Annotated in this window: 23 protein-coding genes; 8 read left to right on the forward strand and 15 right to left on the reverse strand. The window is 36.5% G+C overall.

The window, feature by feature from the left end:
- Positions 1 to 535: 535 nt before the first annotated feature.
- Both V2145_RS11060 and V2145_RS11065 read right to left on the reverse strand, forming a co-directional pair.
- Positions 536 to 1,015 (reverse strand): glycosyl-4,4'-diaponeurosporenoate acyltransferase, encoded by a 480-nt coding sequence (locus V2145_RS11060; RefSeq protein ID WP_311858437.1) that lies wholly within the window; start codon positions 1,013 to 1,015, stop codon positions 536 to 538.
- Complete coding sequence (locus V2145_RS11065; RefSeq protein WP_131886879.1) at positions 1,012 to 2,124, reverse strand: glycosyltransferase; 1,113 nt, start codon at positions 2,122 to 2,124, stop codon at positions 1,012 to 1,014. Before V2145_RS11065 ends, V2145_RS11060 begins: the two co-directional genes overlap by 4 nt.
- A gap of 142 nt (positions 2,125 to 2,266) precedes the next feature.
- Here V2145_RS11065 and V2145_RS11070 point away from each other — a divergent pair, with 142 nt between their 5' ends.
- On the forward strand, positions 2,267 to 3,781 hold the full coding sequence (locus V2145_RS11070; protein ID WP_094909771.1) for a phytoene desaturase family protein: 1,515 nt from the start codon (positions 2,267 to 2,269) through the stop codon (positions 3,779 to 3,781).
- Between the two features lie 56 nt (positions 3,782 to 3,837).
- On the opposite strand, the gene V2145_RS11075 is transcribed toward V2145_RS11070, so the two are convergent.
- Positions 3,838 to 4,596, reverse strand: coding sequence for an SDR family NAD(P)-dependent oxidoreductase (locus V2145_RS11075; protein WP_094909770.1), 759 nt, complete (start codon positions 4,594 to 4,596; stop codon positions 3,838 to 3,840).
- Between the two features lie 114 nt (positions 4,597 to 4,710).
- Between V2145_RS11075 and V2145_RS11080 the strand changes: the two genes are divergently transcribed.
- Positions 4,711 to 6,081: an MATE family efflux transporter gene (locus V2145_RS11080; RefSeq protein WP_330987689.1), complete on the forward strand. Its 1,371-nt coding sequence runs from the start codon at positions 4,711 to 4,713 to the stop codon at positions 6,079 to 6,081.
- Positions 6,082 to 6,110: 29 nt separating this feature from the next.
- On the opposite strand, the gene V2145_RS11085 is transcribed toward V2145_RS11080, so the two are convergent.
- A complete protein-coding gene (locus tag V2145_RS11085; RefSeq protein WP_165932513.1) occupies positions 6,111 to 6,389 on the reverse strand; it encodes an AbrB/MazE/SpoVT family DNA-binding domain-containing protein in 279 nt (92 codons plus the stop codon).
- A 361-nt stretch (positions 6,390 to 6,750) separates the two neighbouring features.
- A complete protein-coding gene (locus V2145_RS11090) occupies positions 6,751 to 7,149 on the reverse strand; it encodes a helix-turn-helix transcriptional regulator (RefSeq protein WP_094909767.1) in 399 nt (132 codons plus the stop codon).
- Between the two features lie 336 nt (positions 7,150 to 7,485).
- Here V2145_RS11090 and V2145_RS11095 point away from each other — a divergent pair, with 336 nt between their 5' ends.
- Positions 7,486 to 7,920, forward strand: a complete 435-nt coding sequence (locus V2145_RS11095) for an Hsp20/alpha crystallin family protein (RefSeq protein WP_094909766.1) — start codon at positions 7,486 to 7,488, stop codon at positions 7,918 to 7,920.
- Between the two features lie 253 nt (positions 7,921 to 8,173).
- A complete protein-coding gene (locus V2145_RS11100) occupies positions 8,174 to 9,550 on the forward strand; it encodes a YjiH family protein (RefSeq protein WP_397428355.1) in 1,377 nt (458 codons plus the stop codon).
- A gap of 44 nt (positions 9,551 to 9,594) precedes the next feature.
- On the opposite strand, the gene V2145_RS11105 is transcribed toward V2145_RS11100, so the two are convergent.
- Positions 9,595 to 10,338: an anti-sigma factor gene (locus V2145_RS11105; protein ID WP_330987690.1), complete on the reverse strand. Its 744-nt coding sequence runs from the start codon at positions 10,336 to 10,338 to the stop codon at positions 9,595 to 9,597.
- On the reverse strand, positions 10,335 to 10,901 hold the full coding sequence (locus tag V2145_RS11110) for an RNA polymerase sigma factor (RefSeq protein WP_330987691.1): 567 nt from the start codon (positions 10,899 to 10,901) through the stop codon (positions 10,335 to 10,337). Before V2145_RS11110 ends, V2145_RS11105 begins: the two co-directional genes overlap by 4 nt.
- Before the next feature lie 155 nt (positions 10,902 to 11,056).
- On the opposite strand from V2145_RS11110, the gene V2145_RS11115 reads away from it, so the two are divergent.
- On the forward strand, positions 11,057 to 11,452 hold the full coding sequence (locus V2145_RS11115) for a thiol-disulfide oxidoreductase DCC family protein (protein WP_330987692.1): 396 nt from the start codon (positions 11,057 to 11,059) through the stop codon (positions 11,450 to 11,452).
- Between the two features lie 48 nt (positions 11,453 to 11,500).
- Here the strand turns inward: V2145_RS11115 and proC are convergent, their stop codons facing one another.
- The 4 genes from proC to V2145_RS11135 are packed head-to-tail and all read right to left on the reverse strand — an operon-like array spanning position 11,501 to position 14,268.
- A complete protein-coding gene (gene proC, locus V2145_RS11120; RefSeq protein WP_330987693.1) occupies positions 11,501 to 12,304 on the reverse strand; it encodes a pyrroline-5-carboxylate reductase in 804 nt (267 codons plus the stop codon).
- Between the two features lies 1 nt (position 12,305).
- Positions 12,306 to 12,971, reverse strand: coding sequence for a bacillithiol biosynthesis deacetylase BshB2 (gene bshB2 / locus V2145_RS11125; RefSeq protein ID WP_330987694.1), 666 nt, complete (start codon positions 12,969 to 12,971; stop codon positions 12,306 to 12,308).
- Positions 12,972 to 12,986: 15 nt separating this feature from the next.
- Complete coding sequence (locus tag V2145_RS11130) at positions 12,987 to 13,334, reverse strand: YojF family protein (protein WP_330987695.1); 348 nt, start codon at positions 13,332 to 13,334, stop codon at positions 12,987 to 12,989.
- 46 nt (positions 13,335 to 13,380) lie between these two features.
- The gene (locus tag V2145_RS11135; RefSeq protein WP_330987696.1) at positions 13,381 to 14,268 is read right to left on the reverse strand and encodes a 5'-3' exonuclease; all 888 of its coding nucleotides are present in this window, start codon (positions 14,266 to 14,268) and stop codon (positions 13,381 to 13,383) included.
- Positions 14,269 to 14,521: 253 nt separating this feature from the next.
- On the opposite strand from V2145_RS11135, the gene V2145_RS11140 reads away from it, so the two are divergent.
- Positions 14,522 to 14,818, forward strand: a complete 297-nt coding sequence (locus tag V2145_RS11140; RefSeq protein WP_247600307.1) for a hypothetical protein — start codon at positions 14,522 to 14,524, stop codon at positions 14,816 to 14,818.
- A gap of 44 nt (positions 14,819 to 14,862) precedes the next feature.
- On the opposite strand, the gene V2145_RS11145 is transcribed toward V2145_RS11140, so the two are convergent.
- Together V2145_RS11145 and panE are read right to left on the reverse strand one after the other, a co-directional pair.
- On the reverse strand, positions 14,863 to 15,630 hold the full coding sequence (locus V2145_RS11145) for a GIY-YIG nuclease family protein (RefSeq protein WP_094909757.1): 768 nt from the start codon (positions 15,628 to 15,630) through the stop codon (positions 14,863 to 14,865).
- Complete coding sequence (panE, locus tag V2145_RS11150) at positions 15,627 to 16,562, reverse strand: 2-dehydropantoate 2-reductase (RefSeq protein WP_330987697.1); 936 nt, start codon at positions 16,560 to 16,562, stop codon at positions 15,627 to 15,629. The genes V2145_RS11145 and panE overlap by 4 nt, the downstream gene beginning before the upstream one ends.
- A 253-nt stretch (positions 16,563 to 16,815) precedes the next feature.
- Between panE and V2145_RS11155 the strand changes: the two genes are divergently transcribed.
- Positions 16,816 to 17,736 carry a CobW family GTP-binding protein gene (locus V2145_RS11155; protein ID WP_330987698.1) on the forward strand — a complete coding sequence of 307 codons (921 nt, stop codon included), beginning with the start codon at positions 16,816 to 16,818 and terminating at the stop codon, positions 17,734 to 17,736.
- Between the two features lie 59 nt (positions 17,737 to 17,795).
- On the opposite strand, the gene V2145_RS11160 is transcribed toward V2145_RS11155, so the two are convergent.
- The gene (locus V2145_RS11160) at positions 17,796 to 17,933 is read right to left on the reverse strand and encodes a hypothetical protein (RefSeq protein ID WP_247600375.1); all 138 of its coding nucleotides are present in this window, start codon (positions 17,931 to 17,933) and stop codon (positions 17,796 to 17,798) included.
- A gap of 223 nt (positions 17,934 to 18,156) precedes the next feature.
- Here V2145_RS11160 and V2145_RS11165 point away from each other — a divergent pair, with 223 nt between their 5' ends.
- The gene (locus V2145_RS11165) at positions 18,157 to 18,483 is read left to right on the forward strand and encodes a MerR family transcriptional regulator (RefSeq protein ID WP_025907707.1); all 327 of its coding nucleotides are present in this window, start codon (positions 18,157 to 18,159) and stop codon (positions 18,481 to 18,483) included.
- Between the two features lie 97 nt (positions 18,484 to 18,580).
- Here the strand turns inward: V2145_RS11165 and rarD are convergent, their stop codons facing one another.
- Positions 18,581 to 19,525 (reverse strand): EamA family transporter RarD, encoded by a 945-nt coding sequence (rarD, locus tag V2145_RS11170; RefSeq protein ID WP_094909754.1) that lies wholly within the window; start codon positions 19,523 to 19,525, stop codon positions 18,581 to 18,583.
- Between the last annotated feature and the right edge of the window lie 134 nt (positions 19,526 to 19,659).

Raw genomic sequence — 19,659 nt, forward strand, 5'->3', positions numbered from 1 at the left:
GAAATCTCCCTTACAAAAACTGTAAGAGAGCTAAACTGTTCTTTCACATTTTAACTCTTTATAAAAAATTGTCAACACTCTTGTTGTATATTTTATTGAAAACAAGAAAAAATAACTAGTTCATTGCTTTTTCTATTTATATGCCCAGCCTGTACAAACATCTACTTAAAAATAAATTTATTCCTTTGCTTAATTTATTTTTTGATTAAGCATTTTACTACTATTATGTTAAGTTTGCCGATTTAACACGGCGACGATACGTTGAACACAATGAATTGTATTTCTTAGGCCCTTCCTTTTTTTTCTTTAAAGAAAAAACTCTCTATCGCAATTACATTACTAATTATTCTAACGCTAATTCACTATACTGCCTCGTAATTGATCTCAAAGAAAAGTTGATAAAGAAGAGAGACCAAGTGATATTGTTTCCGTCTTCTTTACCCACATAAAATGCAAATAAAACAATAAAAATTTTTTCTTAGCTATTCCTTTATACATATGAATATCAATAATAAAAAGTCGACACGTACTACTTTTATTCTGAAGTAAGAAGACGCTGCGAAATGCGTGCAATACGAATACGGTTATAACGTTGAATAATAATGAATGGTATATTAACAACGCAAGCATAACATACCATCACCCAACCTACAGAAGGTGAATTCCAAAGAAAGAAGAGAAATGCTGGACAGATGCTCATCCAGTGAGTAAGCTCTGCCCTTTTTGTTTCCATTAAAAACCGAACCGTATACTCAGCAGAACGAGACTCCCAAGTTTTTTTATAGAAACCATGCTTCATTACCTTACCTGCATCCGGTAAAAGAATTTTCCACTTATGAATCCAAACCTTTTTGTATTTATCATCTGTCTCCCACTTCATTCGTTTAAAGATGAGGTAATCTTTCTCAAAAAATGTTATGGGAATGATTCCACAAACGTAGGAGGCAGCCATATGAAAAAAAAGCCATGCGCTAATGTTTATACATGTAATAAAGACAGGGCTAACGTTCATCATTTAAAAAACCTCTTTTTTGCATGATCAACTTGAATCTTTCTCCCTTTCCACGTAACTTTTCTCAGCACTGTTGTTTGTAACAGTGAACATGCAAACACGATTAAAAAAAAGAAGAGGTGAATAGGAAAAAGAAAACTCGTTACATAAGAAAACGCTCCGATATGCCGCAGTTTACTGAATAACATAATTCCCATTAATACATAGCTAGTTCCAGCCAATATCGGGTATTGTTGTATAAGAAGCGGCAGAGAAAACACATAGTGAATCATACCGGTAAGCCATAAACTTACAAGAAACAAATAAATCGGTTCTGTTTTTCCAGCTCCCGATACAAAACTTTTGCTCCATCCTTTTATGAGTTCACTAATTCCGTTAGGGTACATTCTCATGCTGACTGCACCTCTACCACCCATGCAGTAAACTTCCCCTTGCTGTTCACGAACGTAGTTAGCAAAAGCCATATTTTCAACTACCTCTCCGCAAATTGCTTGGTGACCCCCATAGCGAAAATACTCGCTTTTTTCACAAACCAAACACTGACCAAATCCACCTGATGCTGTTCCATTTTGATTAAATAGGTGAAAGCCCCCTACCGAAGCAAAAACAATATAATGAAAAAAGGCAGATAATGATTCATAAGGCTTCTTAACGCCATGATACGGATGGATAGATAAAAAACCTTTCTTCAATTCAAACACATCATGAATTCGTTTAATTCCACCTTTTTCTACCCACGTATCCGCGTCTAAAAACAATAAGATAGAGCCATTTGCCTTTTTTGCACCATTCCAGCATGCCCAAGATTTTCCTAACCATCCTTTTGGTAGCTTTTTTGGCTTCAAAACAGTTGCTCCCATCTCTGCAGCTATATGAGCAGTCTGGTCTGTAGATCCATCATCAACAACAATAATCTCATACAAGTTGGAACGGTTATCATTAAGCGTGCTTAAAAGCTTTTTGATATTATGCTCTTCATTACGAGCTGGAATAATAACGGAAACTTTCCTTGTTTCTATAGAAGACGGCTTTTGAAAGCGCACATGGTGAAACGTTGGAATGCGAGTAATTAAGAGTGAAGTAAGAAGTAGCATGACCACTATAAATGACATTATTTTTCTCCTTATGAATGTATATTTTTACAAAAATTAGGCAAAACAAACAGTTATGAAAAACTCTTTTTCTAAAAATATGCATGGTAATTTTTATTATTATGCTTACCAACTACTCGTTAGTTTATAAGGAGGAATTATAGTGAATAAAAAAGTAATTATCGTTGGATCAGGCTTAGGTGGTCTATCAGCAGCAGTTCGTCTTGCTTCTGACGGCTATAAGGTAACCGTTTTAGAACAAGGAGAGCGTATCGGCGGGAAGTTAAACATGCGTAGTGGGAAAGGCTTCTCATTTGATACGGGTCCCTCTATCCTTACAATGCCTTGGGTGTTAGAACAACTTTTTGAAAGTGCAGGGAAAAACGTGCATGACTACATGAGTATCAAGCGTGTAGAACCTCAATGGCGCACATTTTTTACGGATGGAACTCAAATCGACTTAACAAGCGATTTACCAAAAATGATTACAGAAATTCAAAAGTGTGCACCAGAAGATGTAAACGGCTTTTTTGACTACCTATCCTATGCACATAAAATGTATGAATCAAACTTGAAAAGTTTTTATAAAAAAAGCTTAACGGGCCTAAACGACTTACGTTCTATGCATACTGTCAAAGAGTTGCTGCAGATGGATCCGATGAAATCGATGGATGCAACTACGCGTAAATATTTCTCAAGCAAACACTTACGCCAGCTCTTTAATTTTTTAATTATGTACATCGGCTCTTCTCCTTATCATGCACCTGCTGTCTTAACGCAGTTGGCTCATGTACAGCTAGGCCTTGGCATTTATTATGTTCAAGGCGGGATGTATAAGATTGCTGAAGGAATTGGTAAACTATTAGATGAATTAGGCGTAGAAATCAAGCTAAATACGCCAGTTGAGAGAATTACAACTGAAGGTTCAAAAGCATCAGGTGTCGTTTTGAAAAACGGAGAAAGCTTAGCTGCAGATTTAGTTGTTTCTAACTTAGAAGTAATACCAACTTATAAAACATTACTGAAAAATCACCCACAAGCAAAGCAACATACAGAACAGCTTGCTAAGTATGAACCAACTGTCTCAGGATTAGTTTTGTTATTAGGGGTTAACAAAAAATACGAGCAGCTTGCTCACCATAACTTCTTTTTCTCAAAAGATCAAAAGCAAGAATTTGATACTATTTTTAATGAAGGTGAAATTGCTTCCGATCCAACTATTTACATTGGTGTTTCATCTAAATCTGATCCAACACAAGCACCTGACGGAAAGGAAAACTTATTCATTCTAACACACGTTCCTCCACTAAAAGAAGGTGAAGACTGGAACGCCATTGAAGAGCAATACAGAGATGTTGTTCTTACGAAACTTGAAGCAATGGGTCTTAACGGCTTGCGCAATAGCATTGAATTTGAAGAAAGATTTACGCCAAACACTCTCCAGCAGCTATACGGTGCAAACGGAGGCTCTATTTACGGAGTAGCAACTGATCGTAAAAAGAATGGTGGCTTTAAAATCCCTGCGCGTAGTCAAATCCTTTCAAACTTATACTTTGTTGGTGGCTCTACTCACCCTGGCGGTGGCGTTCCGATGGTTACTCTATCGGGTCAACTAACTGCTGATGCAATTAATGAAGATTTTCAGCTACCTTCTATTAATAAAAAGCATATCGGTTAATAATAGACAGCTCGCATCCCGCTCAGATTACAAAGCTGGAATGCGAGCTTTTACTATTAAAAATTCATTTTTGATTGCCCACCATCCACATTTAAGCTTGCGCCAACAACCCACGAAGCTTTTTCAGATGCTAGAAAAACGACAGCGTTAGCTACTTCTTCTACAGTTCCAAAACGACCTGCTGGAATTTGATCTTGTACAAACTGGTTAATCTTTTCAGGGTTTTCTTCTAATCGCTTTTTCCAATTACCTGTTTCGTGCAGAATGCTCCCAGGCGCAATACTGTTAACACGAATACCATAAGAAATCACTTCATCTGCAAATGACTTAGTAAAGCTAATTAAAGCAGATTTTGCGTTGTTATATGTTACCTTCCCTCCACTTTCTCGGCCAAAAATAGAAGTAATGTTTACAATAGAGCCTGCTTTTTGCTTTTTCATGTATTCTGCTGCAAGCTTGCTTAAATGAACAGCAGAAAAATAATTAAGCTCCATCGCCTCATAAAATAATGATAAATCTGTTTCTAGCGTTTTTCCTCCATTGCTTCCTCCTGCATTGTTAATTAGAATATCGATGCCTTGAAAGTCCTTTACGACATTTTCCATCAATTGAATACGCTCGTCTTCGTTCGTTACATCTATTTTATATGTATGAATGTTAGGAAACCTCGCACTTAATCGTTCTAAGTCCTTTTCACTTCGAGCTGCAACTGCAACATCAGCTCCTTCTTCTGCAAAAAGTAAGGCTATTGCTTGGCCAATCCCTTTCGTCCCACCTGTTATAAGCACCTTTTTACCTTGTAGCTTTAAATCCATGTTAACGCCTCCCTGTTTTTATTTAATAGTAATATATTAACTATTCTTTCGCAAAAACAAGCCTCATCGTGGTATAATTTTTCTCGTGTGAACTTGACGGATAGGAGTACAAACATGAATCAAACATTTTCTAAAACGGAAAAGACCAAGCAATTTTTATTTATTTTATTACCTATTTTAATGACGCAGTTTGGAATGTTTTCAATGAGCTTCTTTGATACGATGATGTCAGGTCGTGTTGGGGCAGATGATTTAGCCGGAGTTGCTATTGGATCAAGCCTCTGGATGCCTGTATTCACTGGACTAAGCGGTATTTTGATGTCCGTGACTCCTATTGTAGCTCAGCTAATTGGGGCTGATAAGAAGAAAAATGTTGCGTTTACAGTTATTCAAGGGTTATACGTTTCAATCATCATGGCCTTTATTGTTATTGTCATTGGATTCTTTGTCGTAACTCCCATTCTAAACGCTATGAACCTAGACCCAGACGTGGCTCAGATTGCACTAGATTACTTAGTTGCATTATCAATTGGTATTTTCCCACTATTTATTTATACCGTGTTACGTAACTTTATTGATGCACTCGGCCAAACAAGAACATCGATGTTTATTACCCTTCTTGGCTTGCCTATTAACGTTACGTTAAATTACCTGTTGATTTTTGGGAAACTCGGTTTTCCTAAGCTTGGGGGCGTTGGAGCTGGATATGCTACGGCTATTACTTATTGGTGCATTTTGGCTGTGGCAATTTGGATCATCACAAGAAAAGATCCTTTTCAGTCATTTCAGGTGTTTCGCACAGTTTATAAACCAGCTTTTTCTTCGTTTAAAGAAATACTTGGGATTGGCATTCCAATTGGCTTTGCTATCTTTTTTGAAACAAGTATCTTCTCAGCCGTTACATTATTTATGAGCACATATGACACGGTGACAATTGCTTCTCACCAAGCAGCAATAAACTTTGCATCGTTTCTGTATATGATTCCGCTCAGCATTTCAATGGCTTTAACAATTGTTGTAGGGTTTGAAGCAGGTGCTAAGCGGTTTGAAGATGCAAAGATGTACAGTCGTATCGGTATTTTACTTGCCGTTTGCTTAGCTCTTTTAGGGGCAGTCTTTTTATTTTTCTTCAAAGAAAGTGTAGCTGCTTTATATACAACAGATCCTAAAGTATTAGCCTTAACAACTCATTTCTTAGTTTATGCGGTCTTTTTTCAATTGTCCGATGCAATTCAAGCACCGATTCAGGGGGCTCTTAGAGGATATAAAGACGTGAATATTACCTTCTTTATGGCACTGGTTTCATATTGGGTAATTGGTTTACCGCTAGGATATATATTGGCAAACTATACGGGGCTTGCAGCTTTTGGATATTGGATTGGACTGATTAGCGGTTTGGCAGTAGGTGCAATTGGATTAAGTTATCGCCTTAAAACGATTCAAAAACGATTTATCTTATCAGGCCAAGCTTCAAAAACTGCATAATAAAAAAGAACGTCAAATGACGTTCTTTTTTATTTGTTTAAAGTACGTTGAAGCTCGTTTAGAAGTCGTTCCGCTCCCTTTTTACTTAGCACGACATTCCCATTAGCAAACGTAAGGTTATCACTCGCAATTTCACCAGTTACGGCACAAGCACCGTATGGACTGTATTTCTGTAGAATAATAATGTCTTCATCTACGTATATTTCGACTGGATCACCTGTATTAATGTTTAGAATTCGTCGCAATTCGATTGGAATTACAACGCGACCCAATTCATCTACTTTTCTTACAATACCTGTAGACTTCATAATCTCCATTCCTTTCGTACGATGTAAATCATTCACTTCATGCAATAAAATCTTGTACATCCTTAGTTCTAAAATGCTCTTATTTGGTCCTCATACGTGGATTTTGATTCTCAAAACGTGGCATTTTCGTTTTTAAATTTATGTACAACTTGTATCATATCAATTCAATCTTTATTTATGAATAGTACATAGTCTTTAAAAAATAATCTATCCATATATGTTAAAAGTGTGTATTTAAACCAATTTATACCTATAAACCCATCTTTTTCACTACTATTGACCCATAATATAACTTTTACTAGTAGAAATTGGACGAAATTCCCTCTTTACAAATAACTTTTTTTCAGTTAAAAAGAGGTATTCACGATTGAATACCTCTTGAAACAACGCTAAAGTTATCCCGAATGGCTTTTTGAATCATTGCCTCACATCTTTCTAGTTCCACTTTTAGCTGCTTTTTATATAGTTTTGCTTTTTCCTCTCCACCGGCTGCAAACTTGTAATATACTACTTCCTGCAGCTTCATTCCTTCTTTTTTCTTTTTGACTTGTTTTAATACACCATCTTCAATTAAATCATGTAAAGCTTTATATACTTCCGAATGATTGGGTTTAAAACCAAACGGTCGAAATTCGTCACGCAGGACGTCTAAAAGCCTGAGTCCATATAAGCGCTCTTGCTCGGTCATTGTAATCATATATAACTTTAAAAAAGCACGCTGCTTTAATAGAAATCCACTAGACGTTCGTTTTTCTCTCATACGTATACCTCCACTTCAAGTTTGCTTGAGAATCACTATATAATAATTATACTTTCTTACACTCTCATAATCCTGCTTTTAATAACATAAGTCTAAATATTTAATCCCAGTTAAAACTTTGTTATTTCGTCAAAACAAGAACCTATGTTCTTTATTTTATAATATATACCATAGAAGGTGATTTCTTCAACTATCTTACTTTATTACTTAATAACTACCACGAACGAACACCTATTAAAAAATCGTGTCAAAAAAAGAGCTTCTCCTTCATATATATAAAACAAACCCACAGCGTCTTATAAATAATCAATTATGGTTAATGAGGAGGGAGCTATTATGTCAAAACACTTTGATGATTTAGATTGGAGTTCTCTGCATGACAAAGTTGAAGAGATGTTAGGAACCCACTTTTGGAACGACTTTACCACACTTCTACCTAAAAAATTCCCAGCAATTGATCTTTATGAGACTGAAAAAGAAGGAATTATTGTGGCTGAGCTTCCTGGTCTTCAATCAGCTAAAGATGTAGAAATTAAAGTAGAACTCAACACCCTTACCATTCAGGGACAGCTTCCCTATTCCTATGAAGTTGCAAAACCGCATTTAAAGATTAATGAACGGCATACAGGAGTATTCATGCGCACGATTAAGCTTCCTTTTCAATTTGTAGAAAATGAAATTAAAGCTAAGTACCGCAATGGATTGTTAGAAATCAAACTCTTAAAGCAAGAAGTAAACCAACAGATTGCAATTGAATTTAATGAAGAATAAGCAGCCGTAACAAAGCTGCTTATTTGTATTTCACTCCCATACAGTTAGCTCTAAAAAATGCTTTTTATTCCGAAAATTTAAATTAAATTAATAACTTTTACTCTCCTATAAAGTGTGTTATTTTTATAACGTTGCTGTTTTAAACATACAATCATTTTATAGATTTATGCATTTAAACACAGCCAGACCTTGCTCTAATTTATACAAAATTTGAGCATACTTCTTTTGAATAACTATGTATGTGCATAATGAGGTGAAAGTATTGAAACAACCCCTTACTGAAAAAAAGTTTGCTTTATCAACTTTATTGATATTCTTACTCCCTTCTCTGCTAGGGATTTTCTTATTTATTGTTCCGTTTTCTTATAAGGGAGAACTAACTATTCCTATTGCTATTTTGGCAAATGCTGTACAAACGATGCTTGAGAGTCAGCTTCCATTAATCATGACAATCATCGTTGTTGCAACAGCAGCTTTTACAATCTTATTTAAATTAACCAAGCCGGCTTTTATAAAGAACAGCTCTTTCCTATCCTCTCTTTTCCTTGTTAGTTGGGTGTGGACTATTACACGCTTTGTTGGTGCTGTATATGTTATCTTAACTTATTTTAAGATTGGACCTGAGGCTGTTTGGTCAGAAAACACAGGTGGGACGCTTTTATATGATTTAATTCCCGTATTATTCTCTGTATTTTTATTTGCTGGCCTTTTACTACCTCTTCTGCTAAATTTCGGTTTACTAGAGCTATGTGGTGCTCTGTTTACAAAGTTTATGCGTCCAATTTTTACGTTACCAGGACGTTCATCTATTGACTGTCTTGCATCATGGTTAGGTGATGGAACAATTGGTGTACTATTGACAAGTAAACAGTATGAAGAAGGTTATTATACAAAGCGTGAAGCTGCGGTAATTGGTACAACATTTTCAGTTGTATCCATTACGTTTACAATTGTTATTCTTTCTTATTTAAAGTTAGAAGCATATATTATCCCATATTACTTAACCGTGTTGCTTATTGGATTGGTTTCAGCTATTATTATGCCGCGTATCCCGCCGTTATCAAGAAAACCTGATACGTATCATGAAAATGCAAAAGACCATACCGTGGCAGACGAAACTATTCCAAAAGAGCATACGTCCTTTTCGTGGGGAATGAAAAAAGCGTTGAATCGAGCAGAAAATAATACAGGAGTTAAAGCGTTCTTTAAAGACGGAATCCAAAACATCCTTGATATGTGGATGGGCGTTGTACCTGTCGTAATGGCAATTGGTACAACTGCACTAATCATCGCAGAATACACGCCAGTATTTAAATGGATTGGCTTACCATTTGAACCATTGCTTGCACTCTTACAAGTACCAGAAGCAGCAGAGGCTGCTCAAACAATGGTTGTTGGATTTGCTGACATGTTCCTGCCCGCCGTCATTGGATCGAGTATTGAGAGTGAATTGACTCGTTTTGTTATTGCTTGTGTTTCTGTCACACAGCTCATTTATATGTCAGAAGTTGGTGGATTACTCTTAGGTTCAAAAATTCCAATCAAATTCTTGGATCTTGTAATCATCTTCATTCTTCGCACGCTTATTACGCTTCCAATTGCTGTTATCGTAGCAAACATACTATTTTAATAAAAAAAGGTTTCATCAAAATTCGATGAAACCTTTTTTTATAATTATAATACAGAGCTAAGCACAATATCACCTTGTGGCAATTCATTGTTAGCATTAGGCTCCAGAGTAATTGCCATCGTATCCCACTGTTGTTTCCGCTGCTCTTCTGTCATTTGATAAATCACTGTTCCGTTCCCATTTTCATCAGCTACAAACGCACCTGCAGGAACAGGCTTGTCACCTTTAATAAGCCACACTTGATAGACTTCATCTTTTTGAAGCTGTTGAAGACCGCTTGCTTGAATGACCACGTTCACTTTTCCATTGTCTTCTACAATAGAAGCGTTTGCGTTTCCTTCTTTAGGATTTGCGGGCTGTAAAGTAACTGTTTGAATAGAAGTCGCAGGCTGGGATAGTTTTGGACCCTCACTTACCTCATGCTCACTGTCTGACTTTAACAGTAGATAACCATTTCCGACTAATGAGAAAAGTAAGGCCGCTGCTAATAACGGCATCCATCTGCTAGTCGCTCTTAGCTTCTTCTCCTGCTTAATCCCTTCTTTATGATGTGATAACTCACTCGATTGTCCTTCTTCATGAAATACATTTGCTAATACGCGTTCTTTCATACCTGGAGGAGGCGCTTGCTCTGCTGCTAAAAACGTTAAGTCACCAAGTACTTCTTCAAGTTCTTGGAGCTCTTCTTGACAGCTTGAACATGTTTGAAGGTGTGACTGGAAGCTTTTCTTTTCACCAAGTGTTAAATTGTCGTTATAGAAATCAATTAACTTGTCACACATGCTCATGAATCAGCTCTCCTTTCCAAGTCATTACTCAAATAAGTCTTTAATTTCTTCAATGCTAGCCGCACCCTACCTTTAACTGTCCCCAAAGGGATTTCGTGTTCTTCTGCTATTTTTTGTTGTGTTAACCCTCTGAAATAAACGGCGTTAATGATTTGCTTTTGTTCTTCAGAAAGCTGAGAAACTGCTTCTTGCACGCGAAGCTTTTCCTCTTGCCACTCTACTTCCTCATCTGGTTTTGCCTGTTTATCCTCTACATAATCAAACACTTCATCTGAAAAAATAGGATCTGATTTTCGCTTTCGAATTAAATCAATCGCTGTGTTTCGAGCAATTGTAAAGAGCCACGAAGAAAATTTCCCTTTTTCTTCATGATAAACACCTTTTCCTCTCCATATCTTAATAAATACTTCCTGTACAACTTCTTCAGCTAAATCAGCCTGGCTTGTTAATCGATACACAAAAGAGTATAAAATCCGTTCATACTTGTCGTATAACAATTCAAGAGCAGCTTGATCTTTTTGCTTTATTCGGTTGTATAAAATAACATCATTTTGTTCTTTCATACCTTTCTCCTTTAACTCATCTGAGTCCTATTATATAATCGTAATAACGTACCTTTTTGGATCACTTTACCTACATCTTTTAAACGTACCTTTCTTTTTGCTAAAACACAAGTATAAGTAGGTTAAATGTTACCTAAGCAGGAGGTTTTTTAGACGTGAGGAAGATTATTTTATTTGATGGTGTGTGCAACCTTTGCAACCACAGTGTTCAATTCATTATAAAGAACGATCACCATGCTGTATTTTCGTTTGCATCTCTGCAATCAGAAGGGGCTGCTCATTTATTAAGCGAGTTTAACTTATCAAGCAATCAACTTGATAGCGTCATTTATTTAGAGGGAAAGAAGCTTTACACTGAATCCACCGCAGCTTTAAAAATTGCTAAGCACCTAAAATCACCTTGGAAATTTGCTTATGTTTTTATTATCGTTCCAACACCACTTCGCAACTTTTTTTATAAAATCATTGCTAAAAACCGCTATAAATGGTTTGGAAAACAGAATGAGTGCATGATTCCAACACCAGATATGAAGAAGCGATTTATTGATTAATTCTTCGCAAAAAAAGAACGTCGTATTAGACGTTCTCTTTTAATACCATTAGATGCTTCCATTCGCCTTTGCATTAGTAGCCTTCACAGCTTGTTGAATCATTTCTTTAAAGCGGTGTTTCTCCATCACTTTTAATCCTTCTGCTGTCGCACCTCCAGGCGTAGTTACCTGCTGCCTTACAGCTGATGGGTTTGCTATATGTTTAATTAAATTAGCAGAACCTGACATCATCTGCAAAACAAGCTTTTGCGCAATTTCTTCAGAAACTCCGTAGCTCATAGCTGAGTCAATTAATGCTTCTGAGAAATAAGCGACAAACGCAGGCGCACTCCCAGTGATAGCCGTAAGGTACTTCACTTCATCTTCCGTACAAAGCTGAGAGGAGCCTATACTATTTAAAATAACTGCTAGCGCTTTTTTATGACTTTCGTCCAGCGAGTTGCCAACTGCATACAACGATATTGACTCACCAATTGTAGCTGCTGTATTTGGCATGATCCATGCCACAGCTGTATGAGCTGGCAGCCTTTCTTCCAAATAGCTAGGGCCAATTCCCGCTGCAACTGTAATGACAAACTGATTGGTTACAAGCCTAGAGAGTTTTTTAAGAACTTCATCATGCACTTCAGGTGGCATTGCTAAAACAATAGTTGTAGCACTTTCGACTTCTGCTTCCCAGTCTTGGGTCACACTGACAACATATTTTTCTTGAAGCTCTTCTAATCGTTTTCTATCGCGTTGGTTTGTCATGACGATGCGTTCATTTATAAAAGCATTCGTATGGATTAAACCAGCTGCAATAGCTTCTGCCATTCGACCTGCTCCAATAAATAATACTTTTTGATTTTTCATCTTAGTCGTCCCACTTATACGTCCAGAATTCTTCTCGAAGAAGCATTCTTTCAAGCTGCGGGTTAGATAATAAAGCATCAACCTCCACGCCGTCAAACATCGCTTCCGTTTGTGAACGGTGTGCCTTTAATGCTTCAATCTTCTTGTCTTTTACACTCGATACGTCGATCACAACGTCAGGGTGACCAATATGCTCGATGCGATCATGTGAGAATGCATGGCACCAGACGATTGGTCGCTCTTCTTTTGGCATTCTTTTTACTGCATGAAGGGTAGCTGCTCCAGTTGCATTATGGTCAGGGTGAACCGCAAATCCTGGATAGTGAGTAATGATATGAGTTGGTTTTACTTCTTGAATAATGGATTCAATACGATTAGCAAACTCTTCAATATCTAAAAACTCTAGTGTTTTATCACGTAAACCCATCATACGTAAGTCTTGAATATCCAAAACTTCAGCTAAATCTTGAAGTTCTTTTTTCCGAATCTTAGGAAGCGTTTCTCGGTTAGCAAACAATGGTCTCCCCATGTTTCTTCCCATTTCACCTAGCGTAATGCAAGCATATGTAACCGGTGTTTCTTTTTGCCTTGCTAAAGTAATCACTCCAGCTGCTCCAAATGCTTCATCGTCGGGGTGTGGAAATACAATTAATAATCGCTCTTGCACAATAATTCTCCTTTCTTACTCAAACGGTTTTTCACTTAATTGAAACGCAACGGCTAGACGACCATCGGAATCGTGGCCTGCTAACAGTAATCTGTTATGCTCGTCAACTTCCCAGTCTGTTAAGCCTTCAGCATAAATCCAACCTAAATCAATTTGAAGCCCTACGCGATATGGTCCTTCGCCTGTAATTTTGCCGCCTAATACGTTCACTTTCCCATTGCGGATAAATGCTCCTACGTTCATTGCTTTTGCATTTACATGAGATGCATATGCTCCATTTGTTGTTTCAAGGTGAACATATATATCATTATGAAAAAAAGTTTCTAATTTTGTTTGTACGCTCTCTTTATCAATTGGTTGCAACGTTTTTACTCCTTTCAAGCTTTCCTCTTTTGTATTTTACTAAAAATTACGTTTGAAGCATAATGTTTAGTTCTAGCGGAGTTAATTCTTCTTCCCAAAGTGCTAAGTTTCGCTCAAATTTTACTGTAATCCACTCAATTTGATTAACCACTTCAATATCCGTATCAATCTTTACAAGCTCTAAGCTCAATTCAGCTAACTCTTGACCACTCTTTAGTTTTTTCTTATATCGATTAAAAGTTGCGTCTAAATCTTCAACCTGTGCATAAATTCCTTCAATTGAACCATATTGTTGTATAAGAGGTAATGCAGCTTTCTCACCTACCCCAGGAACACCTGGAATATTATCTGATTTATCGCCTAACAAAGCTTTTACATCCACCCACTGAGAAGGCGATATGCCATAGTCAGTTGTAAAGTCCATAGCTGTATACACAACATCACCTATTTTCGGCTTGGCCACAATTTGCGATACATGTTCATTTAACAGCTGAAACAAATCGCGATCATTGCTGTAAATGTACGCTTGGGATTGTTTTTCTTTTGTCCATTTTAAAGAAAACGCACCAATAACATCATCTGCTTCATAGAGTTCAACTGAGAGCTGAGGAATTCCTACAGCTTCAAAGAAAGCACGCAGTGTCTCATACTGTTGAATTAATGATGCTGGTAACTCATTTCTCGTTTCTTTATAGAAACTATATGCTTGTTTGCGTTTTGTCTCGTTACGCTTTACATCCCATGCAACAACGACATGCGTCGGCTCATATTGCTTAATTAAGTTATTCATTTTTTGAACAACTACACGCACCGCATTTGTAAATAACCCTTTGCTATTGCGAGGCAAATCAGCTTCTTCCCGCCCATATGATGTAGCAAAGTAACAGCGGCTCAGCAAATTAAAGCCGTCAATTAATAATAGTTTTTCGCTCAAACAAACACGTCCTTTTTACTGGTTTAACAACGTTCCACATTGCTGTATTAGCTTGATTTTTTGAAAACATACTATAGCATTATGACCGTTAATCGTCAATTTAACAGCCTTAGAGCTAGTTTTAGGAGACAACTTTTGTAAATACATTATAAAGATGTTAAATTGTTGTTATACTTATGGTGTTTGACTTTCCGATTTATTGACTATGCTATAAAATAAAAACACAGATCACTTTGTATTGAAGGTGAAAATGATGATAAAATTGTTAAAAACAACGGCCGTTGTATTACTTATTACACTATTACTTATTAGTGCTTATAACCATACGATGTCAAGCACGGTCATCATAGTATGCAGTTCGCTTATCTTTTTCTTATTCGTGTTAAGTGACTTCTTTCTTGCACAAAGATCCTGGATATTAAAAGGATTGCAGCTATACATGTCCATTATGTTTTTCATTATCGCTATCTTTGAAATGCATCACGTAGTTAGCTCTTTATGTATACTTTCTATCATTGCCCTTCCACGGGTTATCGATGAAATTGCTTAGGCATTAAAACCAAGCCGTATTAACATACAGCTTGGTTTTGTCGTCTACATATTTACTTTCGTAATTAACCGCTCAGAAATTCTAAGCGCTTCAACTAATCCAAATTTTTGCACTAAGCGAATAGCCTCTTTCATTTCTCTTTTCTTCACCACATGGTGCTGAGTAATATTTAATAAAACCTGCATGACAACCAAATCTTTTAGCGTAAATATAAGATTCTTTTTCATATCACGTTGAAAGAAATATTGTTCTGCCAACAACCTTTCACTCAAAGTAATAATCTCAGCATCGGATAAATGGAGTATCGCTCGTGCTTCACTGCGAGACCATAACCTCTTCGCTTCATCTCCATTTGCCATTTCTCTCACACTAGCCGAAGTAAAACGCTTGTTTCCACCAACTTTTTTAACTTTAGATGTAGGAGGCTTTGTAGCTTTCTTTACCTCTACCTGACAATTAGTATGCTCAGCTCTTAGAGGACGCTCATGCTTATACTTAATTCCATATTGATTATAGATGGGGAAATATGCATTAATTAGCATCGTTTTAAGAGCTTCAATCGTTTCTCTTGAACCTTCTATTTCCAACCAGCCGATAAACGCAATAGGGTGGTTTTCTTGAAAATCACCGTTTTTCAGATGTGCAAATACCCTTTGTTTTAATGAATTCATTGTACTACCAATATAGACAAGTTCCTTTTCTTCATCAAAGAGAAAGTATAGACCTTTTTTTGAGGATAAACTTTGTACCTGTTGTACTGGCACAAGAGACTTTATGACATCTAATTTTGCAAAATCAATTGTTAAACTCACTGACTATCAGTCCCTTTTTGAACTTTCTCATATATCTTTAAATGTTGATAGACAATATGTAAAATGTCTGATTTCACATCATATTTTTGCGCTAACCGCAGGAGGTATCCTTGAAGATGATCCGCTTCAGTCATATATCCCTTTTCAATATCTCGCTGCATAGATGATTTCATACCATACGTCATCGACTCCATTGTTTTCATATGCTGCTGTACAATTCCCTCTGTAACCGGAGCACCTTCTCTGACCATGATTTCATATACTTCTTGAAGAAGGGACTGAATAAACACTCTACCTCCTTCTACATCACGAATAGGTCCAATTGGGGAACGCATTAAGGTAGTAACTCCAGAAAGTGTTGTAATGAATAGATACTTATGCCACATCTCTTGTTCAATTCGATCACTGAGTACAAATGACGTTTTTGTATGACGAAACGCAGCTTCTAAGCGTTCAATTCGATTTGTTTTTTCACCATTAAACTCTCCATAAACGACTCGATGTGCAGGACTTGTTTGAACAATCTCTCCGTCTGCGTTCAATGTCGTTTCAATAAAACAAAGACCGCCTATTACATTATTCTCGCCAAAAGCACTTCGCAACGCCGACAGATGATTAATCCCATTTAGAAGTGGGACAACCGTCGTACCACTTCCTATAAAGGGCTTTACATCAGCTATCGCTTGATCCAGATGATATGCTTTTGTCGAAAATAAAACGCAGTCAAAGGGCTCCACTCCCTCACTAGTGGTTGTAATTAACTTGGGAGAAAATGAATAATCACCATGAATGCTTTTAATGACTAATCCATTTTTTTCAAGCTGATTTTTTCTTTGACTTCGAACTAAAAATGTAACATCTTCTCCTTTTTCAGCAAGACGCCCACCGAAATAGCCACCTACTCCGCCAGCTCCTAATACTAAAATGCGCATAAAGCATCTCCCTTTCCCTCTATACAATTGCTATCTATTATTCCATTTTAGCATAATAACGTTTTAAAATTGAGAATATTCATTTTATCTTTTCGCTTTTTCCAATTTATTTTCATTTGTGATACCATTTATGTAGTAGAGTAAGTATGCTTTTAATCTATTACCTAGATAGATATATACAAAAATGCAGACATAGTGTATGGTATATAATCATAAATCATAATCATTTCGATTTTATACAGGAGTTAGAAAAATGACAAACAAAACTGAAATTTATATCTTATCCGGCTTTTTAGGAAGCGGGAAAACATCATTGTTAAAAAATGCATTAAAGCAAGAAAAAGAAAACGGCCGTCAAATCGCCGTTATTATGAATGAACTTGGCAAAATCTCTATCGACTCCGATGAAGTAGAAAAAGATACGCCTCTTAAAGAATTACTAAACGGATGCGTTTGCTGCACCATTCAAGGGCAGTTTGAAACACAGCTCCATTCGCTTTTACAAGAAAACAAGCTAGATGCTATTTATATTGAAACAACAGGTGTAGCACATCCAATCGAAGTATTAGATGCATGTATGTCCCCACTCTTCGCTAACGATGTTACTGTAAAGTGTATCGTAACAACAGTAGATGTTCACAGGTGGCAAGACAGAGGTAGCTTAAGTATTCAATTACAAAAGCTACTCCAAGAACAAATTCGACATGCGGATGTCATTTTATTAAACAAATCTGATACATTATCTGAATCAGCTAAAGCAACACTATTGTATGAAATTCAATCGATTAATCCACAAGCAACTTGCTTATTTACAAGTTATTCGTCTATTCAATTGAAGCTTTTAACAAACGCTCAGCTTTCAAAGAAACAAGCACATCAGCAAGCTCATGTTGAAAAACATTTACACTTAAAAACATTTGTTTACGAATTCAAAAACCCGATTGACCTTGAAAAATTTGAAGATTGGCTGCGCCATACACCAGATACGATTTATCGAATGAAAGGGTATCTACGTTTCACACATTCTCCTGATACGTATTCATTTCAATACTCATACGGAATGCCTTTATATATGAAAGAGCTGATGAAAATGCCAACTAACCTTGTTATTATTGGAGAAAATCTTTGTCATGAACAGTTAAAAAAAGAGCTTATAGTTTTAGATCAAGGATAAATATAAAACTCCCGCTGCAGCGGGAGTTTTTTTATTGTATAGGGATTGTTCATCCCTTACTATCCATTTTGGACTCTTCTTAGAATTTCGTAAGCATGGTTACCTGCTAAAACGGTTAACTCTTCAAACTTTTCATCTCTTTTTACATCCAATTCAATAATTTCCGTAGCAAGCTTTAGAACTTGTTTCTTTATCATTTCATTATCGCTCATCTTTTTATTCCTTTCTTATTAGCTTTCTCAGCTCTATTTTATAAGAATTATTTCCTAATTTCATTATCTTTGTTATTTTTCCTTACATTTATCTAAAAAACATTACATAATTGTGTTAGAATATATAACATGTTATAACTTTTTTGTATTTTTTTCCTTTATAATAAAGGATATAACATAATTATCATACACTCAGGGGTGAGGGAGATTGTCCACAAATGAAGCATCTTATCGTGACAAAAAGGTTATGTCAATTGGCATCGTGAAAGAATTGACAGGACTATCTGAAAGACAGATTCGCTATTACGAAAAACGCAGCTTATTGTTTCCAGAGCGTACGAATACAGGAATTCGAAAGTATTCCTTTTCAGACGTAGAACGGTTAATGGAAATTGCAGATCGTATTGAAGAAGGGGTACAAACAAGCGAAATTCGAACTGAGCTAGCAAAAAAAGATGAAGAAAGAAAAATGAAAGAAGTAAAAAATCAAATGCTGCGCGGGCAGTTAAACGCTCACTTCCAACGCAAGCTATAATATACATACGGTGGTGTGCATTCCTAATACCACCGTCTCCTTTCATTTTCCTCATAAAAAGAGTTCAACATCTAACATATAGATGTTGAACTCTCTATTACAAGCCTACTGAACGGCTCTTTCGAATCTTTGGCTGATGAGTTATCATAAACTTTGTTTTTGCTAGCGCAAAGATAACCGATCCGCCCCAAATAAATAAAAAGGCAATCATATGAACGCTAGAGAATGGTTCATGATAAACAAAAACACCTAAAAGTAAGGTCATCGTCGGTGCAATATACTGTAAGAATCCAACCATAGATAACGGGATTAAAGGGGCGCCTTTTGCAAAATATAAAAGCGGCATTGCTGTTGCAACCCCTCCTCCAATTAGCAATAAGCTAGTTGTCGGGTTACTCAATACAAAGCTAGAATGCCCTTTTACATATAGTATAACAAAATACACAAGTGCAATTGGCATAACCATAAACGTTTCTAGAGTCAAACCAACTTTAGCTTCTAGCTGAATGGTCTTTTTCACAAGTCCATATATACCGAAGCTAAACGCAAGCCCTAACGATACCCAAGGAAACTCTCCATAATGAAGTGTTAAAAACAGCACACCGATTGCAGCTAGACCAACTGAGATAATTTGCCAAAAATTCAGCTTTTCTTTTAAAACAACAATACCTAACAGAACGCTCACAAGAGGATTAATATAATAACCTAGACTGGTTTCAATAATCCTTTCATTATTGACAGCCCAAATATAAATAAACCAATTAAGACTAATTAATAAAGACGCCGAAAATAAAATGAGCGTTTTTTTCGGATGACGAAATAAATAACCAACCGTTTCTTTCAAATTACCAAGCTGCCGCGTTATGCACAGCAATAGTATCATAAATAAAAACGACCAAATCACACGGTGTGCTAAAATCTCGTCTGCAGGAACGTTATCTACTAGCTTCCAATATAGTGGAAACACTCCCCACATAACATATGCACTAGCCGTATATATCAAGCCAGCTTGATACGGCTGTCTTACTGTACCCTTATTCATTCTCCTAACCTCTTTTCTCTTTCTTTACACTGTTCTTATTATAGAGGTAACCAATATTTTTTTACAGACATTTATTTCAGGTTTCGAATATTTCACAAATAAAAGCGTGTGGATAAAACTATCCACACGCTTTT

It is taken from the genome of Priestia sp. GS2, assembly GCF_036409025.1.
Taxonomy (GTDB): domain Bacteria; phylum Bacillota; class Bacilli; order Bacillales; family Bacillaceae_H; genus Priestia; species Priestia aryabhattai_A.